The following is a 21,655-nucleotide window of genomic DNA, read 5'->3' on the forward strand; positions in this document are numbered from 1 at the left end:
TGTCATCTTCTCCCCGCATACTGCGCTGATCTATCAGTATCAGGCTATGATACGTTCGAGCCATCGACGCGGGGAGATCCACCATGGACGAGCACGTTTCCAGTCCACCATTATCACCTACCGATCAAACCAGCAGCGACGGCGATATGCCGCTACGTATAAATCGTACGCCCACCGGCGTCCAGGCGCGTGAAGCGCTGCCTGAAACCGATCTTGACGACACCCAACTCTACTTCAACCGCGAGCTGTCGCATTTACAGTTTAATATCCGCGTATTGGAACAGGCGCTAGACGATGCGCATCCGTTACTCAACCGGCTGATGTTCCTGCTTATTTTTTCCTCTAATATGGATGAGTTCTTCGAAATTCGCGTCGCAGGCCTCAAACATCAAATTGCCTTGGGCGATACAACCACGGCAGCCGATGGCCGGTTGCCCAAAGCAGTACTAGCGGAAATATCCCAGCTCGCCCATGCGCAAATTGTCCGACAATATCAAATTCTCAACGAAATGCTGCTGCCCGCACTGGAAGCTCAGGGGCTACGTTTTCGCCGGCGAGATCAGTGGACCAGAGCGCAACAAGCCTGGGGCAGAGCCTTTTTTGATAACGAGATTATGCCGGTCATCAGCCCGATTGGCCTTGACCCGTCGCACCCTTTCCCACGGCTGGTAAATAAAAGCCTCAACTTCATTGTTGAACTGGAAGGCAAGGATGCCTTTGGCCGCGTAGGCGGCATGGCGATTTTGCCTGCTCCGCGCTCGCTACCAAGGCTAATGGCACTGCCCAAGGAGCTATGCGAAGAAGGCTTTTCAGAGTATGTGTTTTTATCATCGATGATTCATGCCCACGCCGATGAGCTATTTCCCGGCATGCGCGTACGCGGCTGCTATCAATTCCGCCTGACCCGCAATGCCGATATGAGCGTCGACCCCGAAGAAGTGTCTGACTTAGCCTCAGCGCTGCGCGGTGAGCTGCTGGCGCGGCGCTATGGCAGTGGCGTACGGCTGGAAGTAGCCGACAACTGTCCGGATGGCTTAGCCAATTTTCTGCTGCGCCAGTTTGAGCTTGAAAATGATGATTTGTACCGCGTTAAAGGTCCGGTCAACTTAACGCGCATGATGTCAGCCTTAGGCGACGTTGACCGCCCTGAGCTGCTTTATCGCCCGTTCATTCCCAGCATTCCCAAAGCACTCAAGGCAGGCAGTCTTTTTGATGCCATCGCGAAGAACGACATTCTGCTGCATCATCCCTTTCAGTCATTTTCACCGATTGAAGACCTGCTGCGCGAAGCGGCTCGCGACCCCCATGTGTTGGCGGTAAAGCAGACCCTTTACCGCACCGGGGCAGACTCGCCTATTGTGAGTGCACTAGTGGAGGCGGCCAGCCAAGGTAAAGAGGTCACCGTGGTGATTGAGCTGCGAGCACGCTTTGATGAAGCCGACAACCTGCAGCTTGCTTCACGCCTTCAAGAAGCCGGCGCCATCGTCGTTTACGGCATTATGGCCTATAAAACCCACGCTAAAATGCTGCATATCGTGCGCCGTGAAAAGGGCGAACTGTGCTACTACGCGCACCTTGGCACCGGCAACTATCACTCCAAAACGGCCAAGCTCTATACCGACTATAGCCTGCTGACCGCGAACAAATTGCTGTGCGCTGACGTACATAAAGTGTTCCAGCAGCTTTCGGGAATGGGCCGCGCGCGTAAAATTGATACGCTGCTCCACGCCCCCTTTACGCTGCACGAGCGGTTAGTCGAAATGATTGACCGTGAAGCGCACATTGCGCGTCAAGGAGAACGCGGACACATCATTATCAAATGCAACTCGTTAACCGAGCCTAAATTAATTAAAGCACTCTATCGCGCCTCCCAAGCGGGCGTAGAGTGCGACCTGATTATTCGTGGCATGTGCTGCCTGAAACCCGGCGTGCCCGGCGTGTCAGACAATATCCGCGTGCGTTCCATTATTGGCCGGTTGCTGGAACACACCCGCGTATTTCATTTTCACAATGACGGCAAATCAGAAACATGGTGTTCAAGCGCCGACTTTATGTCACGCAACATGTTTCATCGAGTGGAAACCTGCTTTCCGCTGCTAGATAAAAAACTCGCTATCCGCGTGCGCAAAGACCTTGAAACCTATCTGGTCGACAACTGCCAGAGCTGGCTACTACAAACCGACGGCAGCTACCAGCTCCAAAACCCTGGCGAGAGTAACCCCATCAGTGCTCAAGAAACGCTGCTTTACGCCTATGCGTCAAAAGCTAGATAACGAACGCATTGGCGTAGTGCGTGGCACATCATCAAAGATAACCGGCGGCCTTACGCACCGTGCCCCATAGCTTTGCACCCAGCCGCAGCGGGCTCGCCGCTAGGCCCCCATGCGGGGATAGCCGAGAACATGAGAAGCTGTCATGATGATACCTGCCAACGTGAATAATTTCACATAGTCTGGTCGCCAGACAAAAATGAACTAAACTAACGCTTTTAATGACAAAGATGAAATCTATTCACACAAACAGGTTAAGCCATGATTGAACTGCGCCACCTTCGCACGCTGCTTGCTCTGCGCGAAACTGGCTCGCTGGTCGATGCTGCCGAACGCGTCCATCTGACTCAATCGGCGCTGTCTCACCAGCTCAAAGATTTAGAGGGCCGTGTCGACAGCGCGTTATTTATACGAAAAACGCGCCCGGTGGAATTTACGCGCGCGGGACTGCGCCTGCTCGCCTTGGCTGATCAGTTATTGCCTGAGGTACGTAAGGCAGAACGGGACTTAGCGCGCTTAGCGGGTACCGAGCAGGGCCGGCTGCATATGGCAATCGAGTGCCACAGCTGTTTCCAATGGCTGATGCCGACGGTGGACTACTTTCGCAACCATTGGCCAGAAGTTGAAATCGACATCCCCAGTGGCCATCATTTCGACCCGCTACCGGCGCTCGCCCGGGAGCAGCTAGACCTCGTCATCACCGCTGATCCTCAGCCGCTTGACGGCATTCACTATGCCCCGCTGTTCCGCTATGAAGGATTACTGGCTATCGCTCGACAGCATGCTTTTGCGGGCCAAGGGTTTATTGAACCTCAGGCGCTCGCGGATGAAACGCTGATCACGTATCCCGTCGAGCAGTCGCGTCTGGATATTTTCAGCCAATTTTTACATCCAGCCAACGTCCGCCCGCGTGAAATCCGTACAGCAGAATTAACCATTATGATGATGCAGCTGGTTGCGAGCGGACGCGGCGTATGCGCACTGCCTAGCTGGGCGCTAACCGAGTACCTGGAGCGTGATTATGTTAGCGCGGTGAAACTGGGCGAGCACGGAGTATGGAGCACACTTTACGCGGCGATTCGCGAAGAAACGCGGGAAGCACCCTGGATGCAGGATTTCTTACGCACTGCTCGCGAGACATCTTTTGCGGTGCTCTCAGGGATTAAGCCGGCGGATCTCGACGCGGAATCAGCAGCGTAAAACGCGCCCCGCCCAAGTGGGGGCTATTATCGACGGTAACGCTACCGCCGTGGCTAGCCATAACTTTCTGCACAATCGAAAGCCCCAGCCCGTAGCCGCCGGAGCTCCTGGCCCTGCTGTCATCCAACCGGGCAAATGGCTTGAAAATATCGGCACGCGCTTCAGGTGGAATACCCGGACCGTCATCCTCTACATCAATGCGGACGAGCCTGGGCTCATCCCATAGCCGGACGACCACCTGAGCCGTGGCATGACGGCAGGCATTACCCACTAAGTTTTGCAGCGCACGCTGTAAATAGCGAGGCTCCGCCAGAAGCTCGACTTCGTCACCTTGCAGTAGTGTGAATGTTAAGCCTTCGTGCAATGGCGAGAGTGTATCAATCACGCGCTCTGCCATGGCCCGGCACTCGACCAGCCCGGTTTCAAGCTCGGCGCCGTTAATCGTTTCGCCGCCTAATCTTGCATAGGTCAGAATTTCATCGACCAGCTCATCAAGCTCCGTAATATCAGCATCAATACCCTGTAGTTGGCGCCGGATAGCGGGCTGGTCAGTCATATCTTCGACCATTTGGACGGCAAAACGAATGCGCGCCACCGGGGTGCGCAGTTCATGAGAAACCGCGCGAATCATTTCTTGCTGCCCCCGCAGCAGGCTCTGCACCTGATTAGCCATGCCATTAAAGGCCATTCCCAACCGGCCTAGAAAATCACCGCTTTCAACTTTTACTCGGGTTTCTAATCGCCCGCTAGCAATCCGTGTAGCGGCCAGCTCAAGCCTTGCCATGCGCTCTTCAATGCTACGCATAATTAAATAGATGATAAGGCTGAGTACGATCATCAGCCCAACTAATAGGGGAAGGTGTAAATTCAGCGGTAAGGTATCGCCACGGGAAATGGGGCCCGCCTGTAGCCACGCCGATTCACCGGGCAGTTGATAAAGCAGCGTAATCGATAGCTTGTCGGACACTAATTGCGTCACGATACCACCGCTAACCAACAGCGTTTTCTGCTCAGCAGTTAGCCGGTCCGGCACGGTGGCCAGTAGCTGCAGCGGCCAGCTCCCCGAACGCAGCTCTTCTATAAGACTTTCACGCTCATTCAAGGGGGTTACCGCAAGCCAGTCGCCTAGCAATGAAATGCTGCCGTGCCACTGGTGCTCGCTCCAGTCGTCCGCCAGCCAAGCCTGTAACAGCTGGTTACTTTCCGGCAAACGCTGCTGCAACCGCCAAGGATCCTCTGCAACCAGTATTTTGCCCTGTTCTAAGCGGGAGCGTTCAAAGTAGCCAAGATCAGCATCGGCGATGGGCAATAGCGTAAGCTGTAAATCCAGCCGCTCTGAAAAGCGATCCAGCAGGCCACCGCGTTGCTCTACAGGCGTGTCGGCTAGCCGGCGCGTCATCAGTGACATCGGCAGCGCGGCGAGCTGCTCGCGATAGTCCTCGCGGCGCACCTGTTCGATAAACGAGCACCCGGCCAATACCATCGCCAACATCACCAGTAGCGCGAGGCCCAGCAGCACATAGAAGCGCAAAAACGACCCGCTGCTGAACACCCGCCGCATGACACCGCCTCTAAAATTAACTGTCTTTAACGAAGAGATAGCCTTTACTGCGTACCGTTTTGATGCGATGTGGATGGTGAGGATCATCACCAATTTTGGGCCGGATTCGTGATACACGCACATCAATCGACCGATCTTGGCCGTCGTACTTAATTCCCCGCAAATCGCTGAATATCTCTTCGCGGGTAAGGACACGACCTGCGTTGCGGCCTAGCAGCCAAAGTAGATCAAACTCAGCGCTGGTTAAATCAATACGTTCACCGGAGAGCCACGCTTCACGCGTCGCATTGTCTATTTCCAGATTTTCGAAACGTAGCCGTATTTCGCCATTGGGCGCAGGGCCTTCAGCGCGGCGTAGCAATGCCCGCATGCGGGCAAGCAGCACCCTGGGCTGAACGGGCTTGGGTACGTAATCGTCGGCTCCCATTTCAAGCCCCAAGACTTGATCTAGGTCATCGGTGCGTGCCGTCAACATCATGATAGGGCCATAAAAGTTGGGCCTGACGCGGCGACAAATCGCTAAACCATCTTCGCCAGGCAGCATTAAATCTAAAATAACTAGGTCTGGCTGCAAGGTTAAAATACGATCAACCGCTTTAGCACCGTCGGCTTCCAACGAGACCTGGAAGCCGTTCGCTTGCAGATATTCGCGGGTTAGCTCGGCAAGGCGCTTATCATCTTCAATGATCAGAACATGATCTTGATCGGGGTAATCAGGCACGACAGGCGCTTGGGACTCAAGCGCCTGGAACTGCTGTTCCAGGTGATCAATCATCCTCTTTACTCACTCTACTTAGGCTGTCTGTTTTCACCGGTTAACCCAGCATCAGCACAGATAATATATTGTTGGCTCTAAGGATAACTCAAAACCATGAAAATGCCCTCTAATGTCATAATCATTACGCTTATTGGCGAATGCGTGCGGCCGGGCACTTGATTCCCCTACCCACGAGGGCTAATGTAGAAGCGCTAACTGTCGACAATCTGACAGGAGGATCCTGCCATGAAAAGTAATAATACGAAAAGTGTCATTAAGCGTGTGTATGTGCCTGCCCAGGTACGCGATCTGCCCAACGGGGAAAAATTAAAAACTCCCGGGCATTACAAATCACCACCGGGCGATGCAAGCGACGCCATTGAGTAACGAATACTCATAATACTAAAAAGGCAGGCCATCACAGGCCTGCCTTTTTACTTAGTCACGAGATTAAGCCAACCATCGGGAAAAATAGTAACACTATAGCGCATATTAACGTTACCTAATAAAGTGGAAATCATTACTCTGGAAGGCTCAGCCTCATCTCACCTGCATGCATTTCAATCGAGAAAAGGTTCAAAAAACTCATTCCAAGCAATACGGTATCGCGCTCCATGCCCGAGCTAATCGAGCCTTGAACATTTTGTACGGTGAGCCCTCCCAGCGACACCTCGTCCAACTCCGTTAACGCTCCTTCAACTCTGCCATTGGCGGTATTAAACCAAGCGCTACGCCCTGGCTCCAAACCTAGCTCTGCCGCTAAGTCGGCGGGCACTGCTACGTAAGTGGCACCAGTATCAAGTAAAAAAGTGACGGGCGAGCCGTTAATGCGCCCAGGGGACTCGAAATGCCCTGCGCGATTTCGCTTTAACGTGACAGGCTCACCCGCAGGCAGCGTGTGCACAATGTTGGCATTAGGACGCATCATTGCATCCAGACCACCGTGTATCCACCAGGTGCCAACCGCCATTAACAGTATCCAAAAGAGCAGCATCATTCCAATGCCGCCGCGCTGTGCCGACTGCGAGACCATATGCCTCCTCACTGAAATAAGGGCTCCTTTATAGGCTTGGTCGTTATGGGCATTACCGCTATTTTCCCCAAGCCAGCGCAGCTTCACGGCCACGGCGCTCGTTGACTCTGGCACAAATCAACATCGCGATAACGAACAAGGCAACGCATAATAAAATAGATGCCTGTAGGCCAATCAGCGCTTGCAGCACGCCCAGCATTACGATGCCCAGCACGCCCGCTAATTTATTCGCCAGCCCCCAAAATCCAAAGAATTCCGCTGACTTTTCCAGCGGTGAAAATAAGCCTACCAGCGCCCGACTTGCCGATTGGCTAGAGCCTAGACTCGCTCCCGCTAAGCAACCGACGACCAGGAAGACGTATTGAGCCTGCCACTGCACCTCAAAATGCCCGTTCACCCATTGCGTTACCTCAGGCGTTGCCCAAATAGCAATAATCGCCAGCACCCACAGCGCCAGCGTGATTTGATAGGTGCGCTTGGCGCCTAGCCGATCCTGCAGCCAGCCAAACCCTAATGCCCCTGCGGCGGCGGTGATCTGAACAATAATGAACATGATGTTGCGCACGCTTTCTTCCCAACCAATCACTTGAGCGCCATAGATGAAAGCGAACGCAATGATGATGTACACACCGGCCATTGAGAAAAGCAGTGAAATCAAAAAGGTCGTCAGGTCTTTAAAATGGCGTAACTCGTGAAACGTCACCGTCACGCGGTTCAGGGCAATGTGGCGATAAGACACGCCACATGGCTGAGGCGTGCCGCGCTCTTTCAGCCAGAGGAAGGTAGGAATTGCGGTAATCAGAAAAAACCCTGCAGCAAAGGGACCCACCCAGCGGATGCGCTCAAAGTTCTCTGCGCTGGCCTCACCCAGTACCACCAACGTAAATCCCGCGGCAAATAGCCCGCCAATGTACCCTAACGACCAGCCAAATCCGGAAATTTTGCCCAGCGCTTCAGGTGGCCCTAATTCGGGCAAAAAGGCGGCAATAAATGATTCGCCCATAGAATAGGCGTAGTTAGACAGCACAATTAATAGCAGCCCCATAATGACGTAGCCTGGCTCAACGAAGTAAAGCATCGCCGTGGTCACCACGGTGGCTAGGTAGCTCACCAGCAGAAAACGCTTTTTCTCCGCCCGATAGTCCATAATCGCGCCGCACAGTGGTGCCGTCACCACTACCATCAAATAGCTGATCGCCAGGCCAAGACTCCATAAAAAATTAGCCAGCCTGAAGTTGTCGCCACGATCCCCGACAATCACGGTGGTAAAAAGCTCGCCAAATACCACCGTAATAATCAGCAGCGTGTAGGCCTGGTTAGCAAAATCAAACATCGCCCAGCCGAATATTTCTCGGCGCGACGCATAGGCACCGGTCACCTTAGCAGTGTTAGCTGACAGCATTGGGTCTCTCTCGCAGGGGGAATCGTAAGCCTAGCAGGTGTTTGATTAACATTCTTCAGCGCTACGCAAACGCCCAGCATCGCTGGGCGTCACGAAAAGCATGGGCAAAGAGAACAAGCTCTATCGCTAACGTTAGAGCAACCAGTGCGCAATAACCGCGGCAAAACCAATGGCCATCGCCGTAACGACCGCAATGGTCACTACCCGATCAAGCCAGCGATCAAAGGCTATTCCTTTAGAGAAGGCAGCCCCTTTAGGCTGCCTTCTAGTCGCCCCGTGGCGTCCTTGCCGAGCCATTAGCATCTTTGCCGCATGTGGGTTTGCTCCTAGAATAGCTAGCGCTTTAAACGCTAGCTCCCGCAATAGAAAGCTTTCTTATCTCTATTGATGCTGACTATTTAATGCGCCGATTGACCACATTGGGCGCGCGACGCAGCCGCTCCTCTTCACCTAATAGCTCCGCTTCAAAGGCATCGGCACCCACTGGCGTATCTCCATGGCGACGGTATAGTTGCATCAACATGGCTTTACGATCTGCTCGCAGCTCTTTCACCAATACAAAGATCATCATATACAAAATAAAGGTAAACGGCAGCGCTGACAGCACAGCAGCAGACTGAAGCCCGGCTAACCCTCCCGACGCAATCAAGGTGAAACAGATAGCGGCAATCAATACACCCCAAACCACGCGCTTGTACAACGGCGGATTAATGGAACCATTATCCGTCATTTGCGCCACAATATACGAGGCCGAATCAGCGGATGTCACCAAGAAAATAAAGATCAGCATCATTGCCACAACGGACAGCACGCCGGAAAATGGCATTAAATCAAACATTTCAAACAGTGCGGCGGTGATATTATTCTGCGTCGCGGCGGCTAGGCCGATATTAGTACCATTAAGTTCCATATGCAGCGCCGCACCGCCAAATACGCCAATCCATAAACAGGCAAGCAGCGGCGGTACTAGCAACACCCCAAACACATACTCTTTGATAGTACGACCACGGGATACACGGGCGACAAAGGTTCCCACAAAGGGCGACCAGGCGATAACCCATGCCCAATAGAAAATTGTCCAAGAGCTCGCCCACTCATTATCGCTATAGGGAGAAATACGCAGGCTCATGCCAATAAAATTCTGCAGATAATCGCCGATACCGACGGTAATCGTTTCCAATATCGCAAGCGTAGGGCCAGTAATGAGCACATACAGCATCAACCCGATGCACAAGATCATATTGAGGTTAGATAGACGCTTAATGCCCTTATCCAAACCCGACCAAGTGGATGCCATATAGGCGCAGAACATAACGAAGAGAATAACAAACTGCCATAAGCCGTTTTCAGGCAAGCCAAATACGGCGTTTAAGCCACCGTTCATCTGCAGCACGCCTAGCCCCAGTGAGGTAGCAACGCCCATTACCGTGGCAACTACCGCAAATACGTCTAGCCATGAGGCATAGGGGCGTATCTTAGGGTTTTTGGCGGTGACCGACGAAAGTACTGAAGAAACAAGCCCAGCCTGGCCTTTACGAAACTGAAAGTAGGCGATGATTAAACCCACGATCGAGAACGCCGCCCACTGGTGGATCCCCCAGTTAAAGTAACTGTACTGGATGGCGTAACGTGCCGCTGCTTCAGTCTCCGCAGTGACATCACCATAAGGTGGCTCAATGTAGTGAGACATTGGCTCGGCCATACCATAAAAAACCAAACCTACGCCAAACCCCGCGGCCAGCAGCATGCTAATCCATGAGAAAAAGCTATAGCTGGGTCGACTGTCCTGAGGCCCTAAGCGGACCTTGCCATATTTACTCAGCGCCAAGCCGAACAAAAAAATCACAAAACCGAAGACAGAAAATAAATAAAACCAACCAAAAATCTCGGTAACCGTGGATAACGCCCTTTCTGCGAGGCTTGCAAAACCTTCAGGAAACGACGCTCCCACAATTACCAAGCCCAAGATAATCACCACTGATGCGATGAAAACCGACTTGCCTCCATGATTGGCCATATAACCTTCCTGTTAGATAAGCATTGTGCACAAAGAGAGTGCTTGTACAGTTAAATGCTAACATTTTAGGATGGCAGGCGCATTTCAAGGCAAGGCAAGCTGAAATCATTCTATAAGAGGCGTGCTCCACTATTTTCTTAGTAACGCGATACGCCCTGTATCAAAGAGCATTCGCGCGACGTGCGTGCATGAGGCGAATTTTTTGACTCACAATGCCGTAGCGTGGGCCGCCAATAAACGCCAACACAAAGAAAGCACCGGTCATTACCGCCATCATGCCTCCAATCGAAACGTTCCAGCGCACCGCGAGATAGTAGCCGGTAACGCTCGAGGCAATCGAGATAAAGGCTCCGATTAGAAACATTAGCCACAGACGGTCGGTTAGAAGATATGCGGCAGAAGGTGGAACGATGGCAAAGGCAATAAAGAGCACGGCACCTACCGCATCAAAAGCCGCGACGGCAGTGGTACTGGTCAGCATCAGTAGAACGTAAAAAAGAATACTCGGGGCAAAGCCCAGTGTTTTAGCCAATGCAGGGTCAAACGTTGCCAGCTTTAGCTCTTTATAAAACAATATAATAAACAGGTAATTAATAGCCGTCACTATACCCATCGACACCAAGGCTTGCGGCACGTTGTAGCCAGCTATCGTGGTGGTATCCAGCCATATGAAGCCAATCTCACCGAGCAAAACCGTGTGTGTATCGATATGAACATCGTTGGCATACAGATTTAACAGCAGCACGCCGATCGAAAATAGCGCAGGAAAGACAAGGCCAATGGCCGCATCTTGTTTAACGCGCTTAGTATTGGCCAAAAGTTCCGTTAAAAACACCGTGAGTAGGCCTGTCAGCGCAGCTCCCACCAGTTGAAACCAGCCACTTTGCTGATGCGTCAGCAGCCACACAATGACGATCCCAAAGACAATGGAGTGACTGATCGCATCGGTTAGCATGCTATTCCCGCGGAGCACTAAAAACGTTCCAACGGCGGATGATGCAATGCCCACCAGTGCGCCAACGGCCATTATCTGTAGCTCAATGCTACTGAAAAACACGTCCAGCATCAGGTGGTCTTCCCATTCAATTCAGCCATCACGCTTTGTGCTTCGCGAACGCCCAATGACGTTAACAGCCACCGATTCCCTGCCGACATTGGCAGGCAGGGCGTTTTTTGACTAACCAAAAACCCCTTTCGACGTAACTGCCAAAGCGCTATCGCGGCGGAAAAATTCAGCCTAAACGGCAAGTTGTGAACCTCTTGATCACGCGTTGACTGGGTTTTATAGAGGGTATAAAGAATTTGGCGCCGACGCAGCTGAGACACTTGGCGAAGATGCTGAAGCAGCCCCCATAACAATCCACGCTGTGGCGCTATCGCCAGCGAAATTAGCACAATAATAGACGCCGATAGGATAATTAGCGGCCCTGTTGCTAGCCCGCGAGACAGCGCGCTAATCGATGCCCCAGAAACACCGCTTACCACGCCGACACCGGCGGCAATAAACACCATGGCTCCCAAATGACGACTCCACTGACGAGCAGCAACGGCTGGCGCCACAATCATGGCGGCCATTAGCACCACGCCTACCATTTGTAGCCCGACCACCACGGCCAACGTCACCATGGTGGTCAGTAGCACTTCTATCAACGACACTGGCAGCCCTACGGTATGCGCAAACTCAGGGTCAAACGTCACCAGCTTGGCTTGTTTCCATAGAGCGCCAAGCAGCGTCAATGAAAACAACGTAATGCCCCCCATCAGCCATAAATCTGAGCGCAGCGTCGCGGCAGCCTGGCCAAAAAGAAAGGACTCTAACCCGCCTTGCGATGCGTTATTGCTGCCCTGAATATAGGTAAGCAGCACCAGACCGATCGCAAAAAAAATGCTCAAACAGATACCGATACTGGCATCCGTTTTAAGCCTGCTCATACGCGTTAAAACGAGCATCAATAGCGCGGCTAACGCGCCCGTCACCATTGCGCCTACAATAATGCTGCCCATCTCGCGGCTGCCCGCGATAATAAAACCCAGGCAAACCCCCGGCAGTGCCGCGTGAGAAATAGCATCGCCTAGCAGGCTTTGGCGTCGCAGCACTGCAAAACTTCCCAGCGGTCCGCTAATCAGGCCTAACAACGCAGCCCCAATCACCACGTTTTGAAACGTATAGTCGTGCAAAATGCTTAGCCACTGCACTGTCAATTATCCCTTTTTGAGGCAGCAAACATCAGTGAATTGCTGTCATCTAGCAGGGCAATCTGCCCGCCATAGGCTTTGCGTAAGTTATCGGCGGTAAAGACGTCATCAACATTACCCATCGCCACAACGCTAACATTTAACAGCAGCAGCCAGTCAAAATAACGGCGCACTGTCTGCAGGTCGTGATGAACCACAATCAAGGTCTTACCTTCATCACGTAAACGCCGCAAGATATCGATAATGGCACGCTCGGTGGTCGCATCAACGCCGGCCATTGGCTCATCAAGAAAATAAACATCAGCCTTCTGAACCAGGGCGCGAGCGAGAAAAACCCGCTGCTGCTGGCCACCGGATAGCTGACTGATTTGACGATCCGCTAACGCGCGCATCCCCACCATATCGAGCGCCTCAAGCGACTCTTCGCGTTCCTTGCGTCCGGGCCGTTTAAACCACCCCAGCCGACCATATAGGCCCATCGTCACTACATCGAGTGCGGTGGTCGGAAAATCCCAGTCAACGCTTGAACGCTGGGGCACATAGCCCACGCGCTTGCGCTGCGACTTATACGATTTTCCATCTATAAAGGCCTCCCCGGAAAGCGAAGGCACCAATCCCAGCAGGCTTTTAATCAGTGTGCTTTTGCCCGCACCGTTAGGACCGACAATACCGGCCATAACACCTGATGGAATATCGATATTGATATCCCACAGCACGGGCTGGCTGTGATAGCTGACAGTCAAATCATTAACACTTAACGCGACACGCTCATCACGCACCATAAACGCTCTCCGCAGCTAAACTGTTGCGTGCCCTCACTCGGCTATCTCCCAACGCTTTGCCCATTCAGAAAGCGCGTCTGGCATGGGCGCTAAGGTGCCTCCCAGCGCGTCTACAATATGTCGAGTGTTGGCGTAGATCATGCCGATATAAGTACCGTCTGCGGTATTGGCATCGCCCATTGCATCGGAATACAGCTCGCCGCCGATAGCAACCTCATGCCCGCGCTGGCGAGCTGCATCAATGACCGCTTGAATGGTACGCGGATTAATCGTGCTTTCTACAAAGATAGCGGGGACTTCACGCTCCACCACCACATCGGTCATGCTCCGAATATCTGCGATACCGGTTTCGGTTTCAGTGCTAATCCCCTGAATACCTTCCACCTCAATACCGTAAGCGCGCCCATAATAGCCAAAGGCATCGTGGGCGGTTACCAAAATGCGCCGACGCTCTGGAATGCTTTCAATACTTTCAGCCACCCACGCGTGCAGCGCGTTCAACTGTTCTTCGTATTTCGTGGCATTGGCTTCGATAGATGCTTGGCACTCAGGCCTTGCCGTCGTAAAAGCGTCGCTGATTGCAGGTATTGTTTGCGCCCAAAGCGAAACGTCCATCCACAAGTGGGGGTCAATGCCGTACACATCTTGAGACGTCATAAGCTCAGCGGGATCAATACCTGAGGGCCCTACCGCTAGCGTCGGTTTACTGTGCGAAAAGTTTTCCAGCACAGCGCCTAACTGGCCTTCCAAGGAATAGCCTGCATAGAGAATTTGCTCTGCTTGTCTCAGCATGGCGACATCGCTGGCATTCGCTTGATACAGATGGGGATCAACGCCAGGGCCCATCATCGCTTCTACTTCAACGCATTGGCCACCCACTTCTTGGGCAACATCGGCAATCATGCCAATAGTTGTCACCACGTTTAGCGGTGACTCATTGGCTGAAATTAAGGGTGCAAAGGACATCATCCCCAGTAAAGCTACTACTCGCTTCATCGCTCTCTTCCCCCAAGAATGTCCAAATCTTATGTTCACAACACATCGATAAAGCTCTCGATGCTGAAACCAGAACGTTGAGGCTAGTCAACAACTCGCAACAAGATAAGCTCAAGCAATTTATATTCACACATGGAAACAAACATAGCAATGGCTAACTTTTGGCAAAGTTGCGCTCTCAGTAAAACGCAACGTCTCTGTGTATACGCCCAACATACCGAGGTGAACTTATTCGCTAAGCTGGCCTCCAAAGCGTACTGTGCACTCAATTGTGCAAGTCAATGATGGAGGCTCTAATGCCACAGATGAATCGCGACCAACGTAATGCTGCATGGCAAGCGGCTAACCAATGGCGTGCTCGCGCAACGCAAACTCAGCCCACCGGTTTAGCCGGCAGTTTAAAGCTGCTCTTTACATGGCTGGCGTTTGGAGCGCTAATGATCGTCGGCGTGGTGCTTGGTCTGTTTTTCTTATTGATTGGCTGGGCGATGATGCCGTTTATGCGCCATAAGATGAAAAAGCGCATGGAGCAAATGCGCGCAGAACAAGCGCAAGACATCGGTGGCGGCTATGCTAACCCACATGCGCCATCACAGCGCCCAGGCCACCAGGACGCATTAGACGGTAGTTATGAAGTAAAAGATGATCGCTAATTAGCCTGTCACTTTAAGCATCTAAGCGTCAGGCATCGCTGTTATTGGTTATCGTGCTTGCAGCGATGCTTTATGACACGGGGCTTATGAGATAGGCCTTATGATACGGGTGCGTATATCCAGGTAAATGCCGCGGCTAACGTTAGCGGCATTACGACCAAACTCCCTAAATTACCAATCAGCACCAGCGAAGCTACCTTTTGCGGTGCCAGCTGGTATTGCTCTGCAACCAAGTAATTCAATACTGCAGGTGGCAACGTTGCAAACACTAGCAGCACGGCCGTTTGCAGCGCATTCAGTGGCAGCAGCCACATTAACGGCAAGGCAATCACTAATCCGGAAAGCGGACACAGCACCGCCCCCAGCATGCCCGTGCGCCAATCGCTAAAGTCGATTTCCAGCAGCCGGACCCCTAATGCAAACAGCATGAGCGGAATACATACCCCGCCCAGCATATGCATGGCCTCTAGCAGCCAGCCCGGCAGCGCTAAATCACCAATATTCACGGCTAAGCCCGCCACACTCGCCAAGACAATCGGCATGCGCAGCATGCGCCACAGCGACGTGCGCGGATTGAGCATGTAAATCCCTATCGAAAAATGCAGCAGCATTTCGACAATAAATACCACGACCGCCGCGGGCAGCGCCTCAGGACCAAAGGCCAGCACCAATAGCGGCACGCCCATATTGCCTGCATTATTAAACATCATCGGAGGCAGGAAGGTTTTGATGTCTAACGATAGCCATTTAGCCAGTGGCCACAGTACCAGCCCCGACCCTAGCACCACCGCAACTGCCGCCGTGGCGAGCCAAGCGTATTCGGCTAGCGGCGCCTGGCGGTCGGCCAGCACGGCAAACACTAGTAGAGGGACGAACAGCTCCATGTTTAGCGTATTGAGGCTGCGAATATCCGGCGTGCGGTAGCGCCCGTAAACAGCGCCACAGCCGGCGATCAAAAACACCGGCAGCAGCGTGCCCAGAATATGCCCAATCATGTGGCTCGCCCTGCCTTGCGCCTTAGCATCATTTATTCTTCCAGATTATGTTGATAGCGACGGCTGGCTAGAGATCGTTAGCCATGGGCGGCTCAAGAAAACGCTGCCAAAGGGCCGTCACTATTTCACGCTGACGGCTAAATTCCTCACCATCGCTACGCGTTTTTTCACCGGTCAGCGCTGCACGATGAGTAGCGCTACGATAGGCAAGGTAGGCTTCTCGAAGACGCTCTGCTTCATCGAAAGGTAAGTACCCACTCTCTGTCAGACTCTCTAAAATCCGAATATTATCACTGTAGGTCAGCAGCGCCGGAGTTTGGTTAGCAAGCGCTAATACCGCGTACTGGCAAAGAAACTCGATGTCGACCATCCCGCCCGCATCATGCTTAACATTGAACGTATCGCTGGTGGCTTTACTGCCCAGATGATCGCGCATTTTCTGACGCATTTTGACGACTTCGTCTCGCAACGCGGCGTTATCACGCTGACGAGATAAAATGTCGCCCCGAAGGCTGCCAAATTTTTCGGCGAGTAAACCGCTGCCTGCCACGACCCGTGCGCGCACTAATGCCTGATGCTCCCAGGTCCAGGCATTCTGATGCTGGTAATCGGCAAAGGCTTTCAATGATGTGACCAGTAGCCCTGAATTGCCCGAAGGTCGCAGGCGCATATCAACCTCATAAAGACTGCCCGCCGGCGTCACCGCCGTCAGCAGGTGAATAATGCGCTGACCCAGGCGGGTAAAAAACATCGCTGTATCAATGGGCCTGGGGCCGTCAGTCGCACCTTTGCCGTCGCTATCATGCAAAAACACCAGGTCTAAATCGGAGCTGTAGCCCAACTCAATGCCACCCAGCTTGCCGTAGCCAATAATTAAAAACTCGGCCTCACTGGCATTGACCCCCTCAGGCACGCCGTGCTTACGCGTAATGTGCTTCCACGCCATCGCCAGCACCGCGTCAAGAATCACTTCGGCAATAAAGGTTAAGTAATCACTTACTTTCATCAAATGCCGAGTACCCGCAACATCGGAGGCAGCGACGTGCAGCGTTTTGGCATGCTTAAAGACCCGCAGCGCCTCCAGCTGCGCCTCTTCATCATCTTCGGGCAAGCGGTTCAGCGTTTGGCGCAGCTCGTCCGCCAAGCGTGCCTTATCGGCAGGCGTATATAGCGTCTCCGGCGTCAACAGCTCGTCGAGCAAAATGGGGTAGCGCGACAGCTGTTCGGCAATCCAGGGGCTGGCAGCGCACAGGTGCATAAGGTGCTCAAGCGCATGCGGATTTTCACGCAATAGCGCAAGGTAAGCGGTACGCCGTAGGACGGCTTCTATCAACGGCTGCACGCGTACAAGGGCCGTGTCCGGCGCATCGTTACTCGCCACGGCATCCAGTAAGAGCGGCATTAGTGCGTCCAGCCGCTCAAAGCCAATCCGCTGCATGCTTTGTACTTGGCGCGAGTGATACAGGCTCTGCAGCCGCTTCAGGGCTTTTTCGGGTTCGTGAAAACCTGCCTCGGTAAGATGCGCGATGGCCTCGTCTGCGTCTAACTCGCCGCGCCACATTAGCCGCCACTGAGCCAAACCCAACTGGCTGGCATCATTTGCCTCGTCGACATCGTCTTCGGGGTCCGCGATCACCGCATCAAAGTGCTGGCGCACCCGTTCACGCACTTCATCAAGCTGCGCCATCAAGCCAGACCAATCTTCATGGCCCATGGCAAAGGCCACCCGCTCACGATCACTATCATCGCTAGGCAAGGTCTGTGTCTGGCGATCTTCCAGCGCTTGAAGTGCGTGCTCAATATCGCGTAAAAAAGCGTAATCGGGCAGTAGCTCATCAACCACAGCTTGAGGCAACAAGCCTAGCTCGGGCAATCGGTTGAGCGCGGTTTTCAGCGACGTCACCTGCAGCTCCGTATCGCGACCGCCGCGAATTAGCTGAAAGGCCTGCACTACGAACTCAACCTCGCGAATGCCGCCAGGGCCAAGCTTGATATTGCTCTGCATACCTTTGCGCTTTACTTCGCGATTAATCATCGCTTTCAGCTCGCGCAGCGACTCAATCGCGCCAAAATCCAGATAGCGGCGATACACAAAGGGACGCAGCCCTGCTAGCAGCTCACGCCCTGCGTCTACACCGCCCGCCACCGGGCGTGCCTTCAGCATGGCATAACGTTCCCACTCGCGGCCCTGATCTTGATAGTAGCTGGAAAGCATCGCAAAACTGCCTACTAGCGGGCCTCCATCGCCTAGTGGCCGCAGGCGCATATCAACGCGGAAGGCAAAACCATCGGCGGTCATAGCATCCAGCGCGGCAATTAGCTTTTGGCCCAGCTTAGTAAAATACTCCTGATGCTCTAACGGCTTGCGCCCGCCCTGGGTTTCGCCTTTTTCGGGAAAAGCAAAGATAAGATCAATATCAGAGGAAAGATTAAGCTCCCCGGCCCCCAGCTTGCCCATCCCCAAAATCACCAGACGCTGGGGCGTCCCGTCTTTGCGTGGAGCGGGCGTGCCCCAACGCGTGGCGTAAAACTGCTCAAGCCAGCTTAACGCAGCTTCAAGGCATAGCTCGGCAAGTTCAGACACCGCCGTGGCGGTATCCCACATGGCGTGGTTGGGCACTCGGTTAAGATCACGCCAGATAATGCCCAGCATACGCTGACGGCGAAAACGGCGTATTACTCGCTGCATACCCTCTTCGTCATCGATACGCTCAAGCGACTCATTCAGCCAGTTTTCCAGCGCCTCGCGCCCTGGATTTGCGTCTAGCTCGCCGGCGACATCAAGCTCAGTCAGCCAGTGCGGGTATCGGGCAAGGCTATCCACAAAGAAGGTTGAGATCGACAGCACTCTAGCCAGGGCCTCGCGGCGGGCTTCAGAAAGCCCCTGCCAGCTACTTGAAGGCAGCTCCTGCTGAGTCAGCTCGGCGACATTATCCGCCTGGGCTAGCGCCTCAACCAAGCGCTGCCAAGCAGATTGGGCCACTGTTTGTAACGACGCTGGCAGCGTCGACAACGGTAAAAAATCGTTGTTCACTTGCATAATCACCTCGCTGCCAAGCACGTTTATCAGCGTTGAAAAAGTTCGCCTAGTTAGCTAGTTATTAAACTTGGCCTTCCAACCCCGACTTAGCTATAGAATTTTTCCCAACCTAACAGCCCCCAGGTAAGTCCGGCCATAATCAGCGACAGCATAACCGCCGCAGAGCCAATGTCCTTAGCCCGCCCAGAAAGCTCGTGGTGCTCGGTGCCAATGCGATCGACCACATTTTCAATCGCACTATTGAGCAGCTCTACTATCAGCACCAAAAACAGGCTTCCCACTAGCAGCAGCCAGCTAACGGGGCCCTCACCAATCCACCAAGCAAACGGCAGCATAACCGCCGTGATGCCAACTTCCTGACGAAAAGCCGATTCGTTTCTAAACGCAGCTTTAAGGCCTTTCCATGAATAACGCATGGAGTGAACCAAATGTGTTAAGCCGGTATGCCCTGGTTTCATACACGTTGCCTCACCCTGTGAGCGTAAAGTTGAATCAGTTCGCTAAAATCATTGCATCTAGATCAAGAGACAGCGGATCCAGCACCTCGGGCCAGCTTAGGTAAGGCGTACTGCCGTTACCGTTGACCAGGACGCTAAACACTCCCCAGCGCCCTTCCGCCGTACGAAAGTAACCCGCGGCAGCGCGAACTGCGAACGGTTGGTTTAGCGTGCCTGTTTTTAACATGACATTGTTTTGAAACGTCGCTGAGCCACGTCGAATAAAACGCATCACCCCATTAGCCGGCGATTGAAACGCCGCTACAAAACTTGGAAAAAGAGCGCTCTGACGAAACATGTCCTCTAGCATCACGTTCACACCTTGCGCAGACGTCCGATTTTCCGTCGTTAGTCCACTGCCGCTGTATAGCGTTAACGGCCCGTGCCCAGGCAGACCCTGAGCGTATGCTTCGACCGCTTGGCCCGCTTGGCGCAGCTGCGCTTGTGGCGTCTCAACTAGATCCAGCGCCAGCACATCAGCCATATAATTATTGGAGTAATTCATGATCCGCAGCAGTATCTCTTGTAGCGGCTGACCGTCGATCGCCGCCAATCGCTGGGCCGTGCTGGGCGGCTGGGTGGAGCTAACCCGCCACGGCTCACGCACTTGAATACCCGCCTGATTGAGCATGCTCAGCAATACTTGTGCTGTTTTTTCGGCAGCATCGCCCGCGCCGCGATAGACATCCTGGGCGTTGGCATTGGTTGAAATCTGCCCGGTGAGACGCATGACATCGCCGCGCTCATCCGTCACCCGCTCAGCACTGATCTCTGTGCCGCTGTTCGCCGGGCGAGTCGTCACCTGATTATCAATGGTGATCAACGGTGCCTGGCTGTCGCACAGGCCAACGCGTGCAGGCTCACCGGCAACGGCGGCGGGGGCAACATTAACGCACCAGGTGCCGAAATCAACGCCTGCCGAAGAAAGCGGTGCGCTATAGGCGTTAGTGACCTGGGTCAGGGCATTGCAGCGATCAGTGGTAATGCAATCGACAGGCCCAAAGCGCCACTGGCTAACCACCAATGCACCGTCAACGTCGCGAACCCCCGCTAGGTGCAAACGCTGCACCAGGCGCCATAAATTTTCAGTGGTCAGGCCCGGGTCTCCCCCGCCCTCAAACACTAAATCACCATGCAGCACGCCATTATCCACCCGGCCAGAGCTCACTAATTGGCTAGTAAAGCGATGCTGGGGGCCAAAACGATTCAGCGCCGCAGCGGCTAAATACGTTTTGGTCACCGACGCTGGAGACATCTGACGGTCAGGATTCAAACTACCCAGCAGCGCATTGGCGTTTGAGTCAGCGTCAAGTAGTCGCGCCTCAGCGCTGATCGAGAATCCTTTATCTTCTAATTGCCCGAGACGATTAAAGTCGGCAAGCAGCGGGGAACTGACCAGCAGTGCCGCGGTGGTGATGCTAACAACAGAAATACCACGCTGCAGACGCGCAGCTAGGTTAAAAAAATGCGTCATGTTCGCTCCAAATCAACGCGTAAACGCCACAGCGCCTGGCCGCTTTGCGAATACTTAGCTTCAAACGGGGTTAAATAATCACCATTGGGGAAAATTTCGGCAATGCTCGACTGCTTACCGGTCACCTGAGCCACCGCTGAAGCAAACTCCTCAACATATATTGGCCAGTTGGAGCGCAACTCAAGGCATCCCCCAAGGGCCAACAGTGTGGGTAAAATAGGATGACCATGCCAGCGCATTTTTAGGTGGCCAGACTTAGGGTAAGGATTAGGGTAAAGCAGATAGTGACGCTCGGGTGCCCAGCCAGCCTGGTGGGCGAGTCGCCAGAAATCGACAAGGTCCGCCCGAACCAGCAGAGCGTTCGCCGGCAGGTCACCGTGATCACGACCCAGCCGATGCTCACTACGATCAACGCCAATCACCGCTCTGGTTGGGAACTGGAGCGCCAGTTGACGTGTCGATATACCCACACCGCAACCTGAATCAAGTATCAGCGGCGTTTGGCGGGCCTGAAACCACTCGGCTGCCTGCGCAAAACTGCGCTTGGTATGGTCGGCAATTGGCTTGCGCAGCGGATACGCTAACGCTCGGCTGACTTGGCGCGCTAGATCGTGATGAGGGCCAGGTTGATTAGAAATCACTGATCGAGAATTATGCTGCATGCCATCTCTCGGCTGAAAAGCAGTGATTCTATCAGTCTAGAACGCTTGCGGCATGACGCCATTGCGCGCCCGGTGCTATCATCACGCCTTAATTGCTTATGAAGCGCATGACTCTGGTCA

Annotated in this window: 19 protein-coding genes and 1 pseudogene; 4 read left to right on the forward strand and 16 right to left on the reverse strand. The window is 53.5% G+C overall.

Annotated elements, in window-relative coordinates; translation table 11 throughout:
• Window positions 1-83: 83 nt before the first annotated feature.
• Complete coding sequence (gene ppk1, locus ACT3RP_RS17180) at window positions 84-2,273, forward strand: polyphosphate kinase 1 (protein ID WP_441684174.1); 2,190 nt, start codon at window positions 84-86, stop codon at window positions 2,271-2,273.
• Window positions 2,274-2,279: 6 nt separating this feature from the next.
• Here the strand turns inward: ppk1 and ACT3RP_RS17185 are convergent.
• Window positions 2,280-2,363 (reverse strand): annotated as a pseudogene (locus ACT3RP_RS17185) (hypothetical protein); the annotation flags it as partial.
• A gap of 168 nt (window positions 2,364-2,531) precedes the next feature.
• Here ACT3RP_RS17185 and ACT3RP_RS17190 point away from each other — a divergent pair.
• On the forward strand, window positions 2,532-3,470 hold the full coding sequence (locus ACT3RP_RS17190) for a LysR family transcriptional regulator (RefSeq protein WP_096278160.1): 939 nt from the start codon (window positions 2,532-2,534) through the stop codon (window positions 3,468-3,470).
• Here the strand turns inward: ACT3RP_RS17190 and ACT3RP_RS17195 are convergent.
• Both ACT3RP_RS17195 and ACT3RP_RS17200 read right to left on the reverse strand, forming a co-directional pair.
• A complete protein-coding gene (locus tag ACT3RP_RS17195; protein WP_483394221.1) occupies window positions 3,433-5,031 on the reverse strand; it encodes an ATP-binding protein in 1,599 nt (532 codons plus the stop codon). The genes ACT3RP_RS17190 and ACT3RP_RS17195 overlap by 38 nt on opposite strands.
• 16 nt (window positions 5,032-5,047) lie before the next feature.
• Window positions 5,048-5,806, reverse strand: a complete 759-nt coding sequence (locus ACT3RP_RS17200) for a response regulator (protein ID WP_096278156.1) — start codon at window positions 5,804-5,806, stop codon at window positions 5,048-5,050.
• Window positions 5,807-6,034: 228 nt separating this feature from the next.
• Between ACT3RP_RS17200 and ACT3RP_RS17205 the strand changes: the two genes are divergently transcribed.
• Window positions 6,035-6,175 carry a hypothetical protein gene (locus ACT3RP_RS17205; RefSeq protein WP_176483372.1) on the forward strand — a complete coding sequence of 47 codons (141 nt, stop codon included), beginning with the start codon at window positions 6,035-6,037 and terminating at the stop codon, window positions 6,173-6,175.
• A gap of 133 nt (window positions 6,176-6,308) precedes the next feature.
• On the opposite strand, the gene ACT3RP_RS17210 is transcribed toward ACT3RP_RS17205, so the two are convergent.
• The 8 genes from ACT3RP_RS17210 to ACT3RP_RS17245 all read right to left on the reverse strand — a co-directional run bounded on the left by ACT3RP_RS17210 (window position 6,309) and on the right by ACT3RP_RS17245 (window position 14,214).
• A complete protein-coding gene (locus ACT3RP_RS17210; protein WP_483394229.1) occupies window positions 6,309-6,821 on the reverse strand; it encodes a retropepsin-like aspartic protease family protein in 513 nt (170 codons plus the stop codon).
• 58 nt (window positions 6,822-6,879) lie between these two features.
• Window positions 6,880-8,223: an MFS transporter gene (locus ACT3RP_RS17215; protein ID WP_483394222.1), complete on the reverse strand. Its 1,344-nt coding sequence runs from the start codon at window positions 8,221-8,223 to the stop codon at window positions 6,880-6,882.
• 132 nt (window positions 8,224-8,355) lie between these two features.
• The gene (locus tag ACT3RP_RS17220; RefSeq protein WP_176483371.1) at window positions 8,356-8,520 is read right to left on the reverse strand and encodes a hypothetical protein; all 165 of its coding nucleotides are present in this window, start codon (window positions 8,518-8,520) and stop codon (window positions 8,356-8,358) included.
• A gap of 97 nt (window positions 8,521-8,617) precedes the next feature.
• Window positions 8,618-10,240 (reverse strand): BCCT family transporter, encoded by a 1,623-nt coding sequence (locus ACT3RP_RS17225; RefSeq protein ID WP_096278150.1) that lies wholly within the window; start codon window positions 10,238-10,240, stop codon window positions 8,618-8,620.
• Window positions 10,241-10,400: 160 nt separating this feature from the next.
• Entirely contained in the window at window positions 10,401-11,306 is a 906-nt protein-coding gene (locus ACT3RP_RS17230) for a metal ABC transporter permease (protein WP_444625089.1), read from the reverse strand.
• Window positions 11,306-12,436: a metal ABC transporter permease gene (locus ACT3RP_RS17235; protein ID WP_096278146.1), complete on the reverse strand. Its 1,131-nt coding sequence runs from the start codon at window positions 12,434-12,436 to the stop codon at window positions 11,306-11,308. The genes ACT3RP_RS17230 and ACT3RP_RS17235 overlap by 1 nt, the downstream gene beginning before the upstream one ends.
• Before the next feature lie 2 nt (window positions 12,437-12,438).
• Window positions 12,439-13,218, reverse strand: a complete 780-nt coding sequence (locus ACT3RP_RS17240; protein ID WP_096278144.1) for a metal ABC transporter ATP-binding protein — start codon at window positions 13,216-13,218, stop codon at window positions 12,439-12,441.
• Window positions 13,219-13,251: 33 nt separating this feature from the next.
• A complete protein-coding gene (locus tag ACT3RP_RS17245) occupies window positions 13,252-14,214 on the reverse strand; it encodes a metal ABC transporter solute-binding protein, Zn/Mn family (protein WP_483394223.1) in 963 nt (320 codons plus the stop codon).
• A gap of 296 nt (window positions 14,215-14,510) precedes the next feature.
• Here ACT3RP_RS17245 and ACT3RP_RS17250 point away from each other — a divergent pair, with 296 nt between their 5' ends.
• A complete protein-coding gene (locus ACT3RP_RS17250) occupies window positions 14,511-14,867 on the forward strand; it encodes a hypothetical protein (protein WP_096278140.1) in 357 nt (118 codons plus the stop codon).
• 98 nt (window positions 14,868-14,965) lie between these two features.
• On the opposite strand, the gene ACT3RP_RS17255 is transcribed toward ACT3RP_RS17250, so the two are convergent.
• The 5 genes from ACT3RP_RS17255 to trmB all read right to left on the reverse strand — a co-directional run bounded on the left by ACT3RP_RS17255 (window position 14,966) and on the right by trmB (window position 21,535).
• Window positions 14,966-15,862, reverse strand: coding sequence for an AEC family transporter (locus tag ACT3RP_RS17255; RefSeq protein ID WP_096278138.1), 897 nt, complete (start codon window positions 15,860-15,862; stop codon window positions 14,966-14,968).
• A gap of 67 nt (window positions 15,863-15,929) precedes the next feature.
• On the reverse strand, window positions 15,930-18,902 hold the full coding sequence (gene glnE / locus ACT3RP_RS17260; protein ID WP_483394224.1) for a bifunctional [glutamate--ammonia ligase]-adenylyl-L-tyrosine phosphorylase/[glutamate--ammonia-ligase] adenylyltransferase: 2,973 nt from the start codon (window positions 18,900-18,902) through the stop codon (window positions 15,930-15,932).
• 86 nt (window positions 18,903-18,988) lie between these two features.
• The gene (locus tag ACT3RP_RS17265) at window positions 18,989-19,360 is read right to left on the reverse strand and encodes a diacylglycerol kinase (RefSeq protein WP_441684168.1); all 372 of its coding nucleotides are present in this window, start codon (window positions 19,358-19,360) and stop codon (window positions 18,989-18,991) included.
• Between the two features lie 34 nt (window positions 19,361-19,394).
• Entirely contained in the window at window positions 19,395-20,873 is a 1,479-nt protein-coding gene (gene dacB, locus ACT3RP_RS17270; protein ID WP_096278134.1) for a D-alanyl-D-alanine carboxypeptidase/D-alanyl-D-alanine endopeptidase, read from the reverse strand.
• A complete protein-coding gene (trmB, locus tag ACT3RP_RS17275; protein ID WP_096278132.1) occupies window positions 20,870-21,535 on the reverse strand; it encodes a tRNA (guanine(46)-N(7))-methyltransferase TrmB in 666 nt (221 codons plus the stop codon). The genes dacB and trmB overlap by 4 nt, the downstream gene beginning before the upstream one ends.
• Between the last annotated feature and the right edge of the window lie 120 nt (window positions 21,536-21,655).

The organism is Halomonas sp. AOP5-B2-8 (assembly GCF_052376475.1).
In the GTDB taxonomy this organism is placed as follows: Bacteria; Pseudomonadota; Gammaproteobacteria; order Pseudomonadales; family Halomonadaceae; genus Vreelandella; species Vreelandella casei.

Bases quoted from the DNA above. Each gene is read 5' to 3' on its own strand.
- ppk1 (WP_441684174.1), top strand. From the start codon at position 84: ATGGACGAGCACGTTTCCAGTCCACCATTATCACCTACCGATCAAACC.
- ACT3RP_RS17190 (WP_096278160.1), top strand. From the start codon at position 2,532: ATGATTGAACTGCGCCACCTTCGCACGCTGCTTGCTCTGCGCGAAACT.
- ACT3RP_RS17195 (WP_483394221.1), bottom strand. From the start codon at position 5,031: ATGCGGCGGGTGTTCAGCAGCGGGTCGTTTTTGCGCTTCTATGTGCTG.
- ACT3RP_RS17200 (WP_096278156.1), bottom strand. From the start codon at position 5,806: ATGATTGATCACCTGGAACAGCAGTTCCAGGCGCTTGAGTCCCAAGCG.
- ACT3RP_RS17205 (WP_176483372.1), top strand. From the start codon at position 6,035: ATGAAAAGTAATAATACGAAAAGTGTCATTAAGCGTGTGTATGTGCCT.
- ACT3RP_RS17210 (WP_483394229.1), bottom strand. From the start codon at position 6,821: ATGGTCTCGCAGTCGGCACAGCGCGGCGGCATTGGAATGATGCTGCTC.
- ACT3RP_RS17215 (WP_483394222.1), bottom strand. From the start codon at position 8,223: ATGCTGTCAGCTAACACTGCTAAGGTGACCGGTGCCTATGCGTCGCGC.
- ACT3RP_RS17220 (WP_176483371.1), bottom strand. From the start codon at position 8,520: ATGGCTCGGCAAGGACGCCACGGGGCGACTAGAAGGCAGCCTAAAGGG.
- ACT3RP_RS17225 (WP_096278150.1), bottom strand. From the start codon at position 10,240: ATGGCCAATCATGGAGGCAAGTCGGTTTTCATCGCATCAGTGGTGATT.
- ACT3RP_RS17230 (WP_444625089.1), bottom strand. From the start codon at position 11,306: ATGCTGGACGTGTTTTTCAGTAGCATTGAGCTACAGATAATGGCCGTT.
- ACT3RP_RS17240 (WP_096278144.1), bottom strand. From the start codon at position 13,218: ATGGTGCGTGATGAGCGTGTCGCGTTAAGTGTTAATGATTTGACTGTC.
- ACT3RP_RS17245 (WP_483394223.1), bottom strand. From the start codon at position 14,214: ATGAAGCGAGTAGTAGCTTTACTGGGGATGATGTCCTTTGCACCCTTA.
- ACT3RP_RS17250 (WP_096278140.1), top strand. From the start codon at position 14,511: ATGCCACAGATGAATCGCGACCAACGTAATGCTGCATGGCAAGCGGCT.
- ACT3RP_RS17255 (WP_096278138.1), bottom strand. From the start codon at position 15,862: ATGATTGGGCATATTCTGGGCACGCTGCTGCCGGTGTTTTTGATCGCC.
- glnE (WP_483394224.1), bottom strand. From the start codon at position 18,902: ATGCAAGTGAACAACGATTTTTTACCGTTGTCGACGCTGCCAGCGTCG.
- ACT3RP_RS17265 (WP_441684168.1), bottom strand. From the start codon at position 19,360: ATGAAACCAGGGCATACCGGCTTAACACATTTGGTTCACTCCATGCGT.
- dacB (WP_096278134.1), bottom strand. From the start codon at position 20,873: ATGACGCATTTTTTTAACCTAGCTGCGCGTCTGCAGCGTGGTATTTCT.
- trmB (WP_096278132.1), bottom strand. From the start codon at position 21,535: ATGCAGCATAATTCTCGATCAGTGATTTCTAATCAACCTGGCCCTCAT.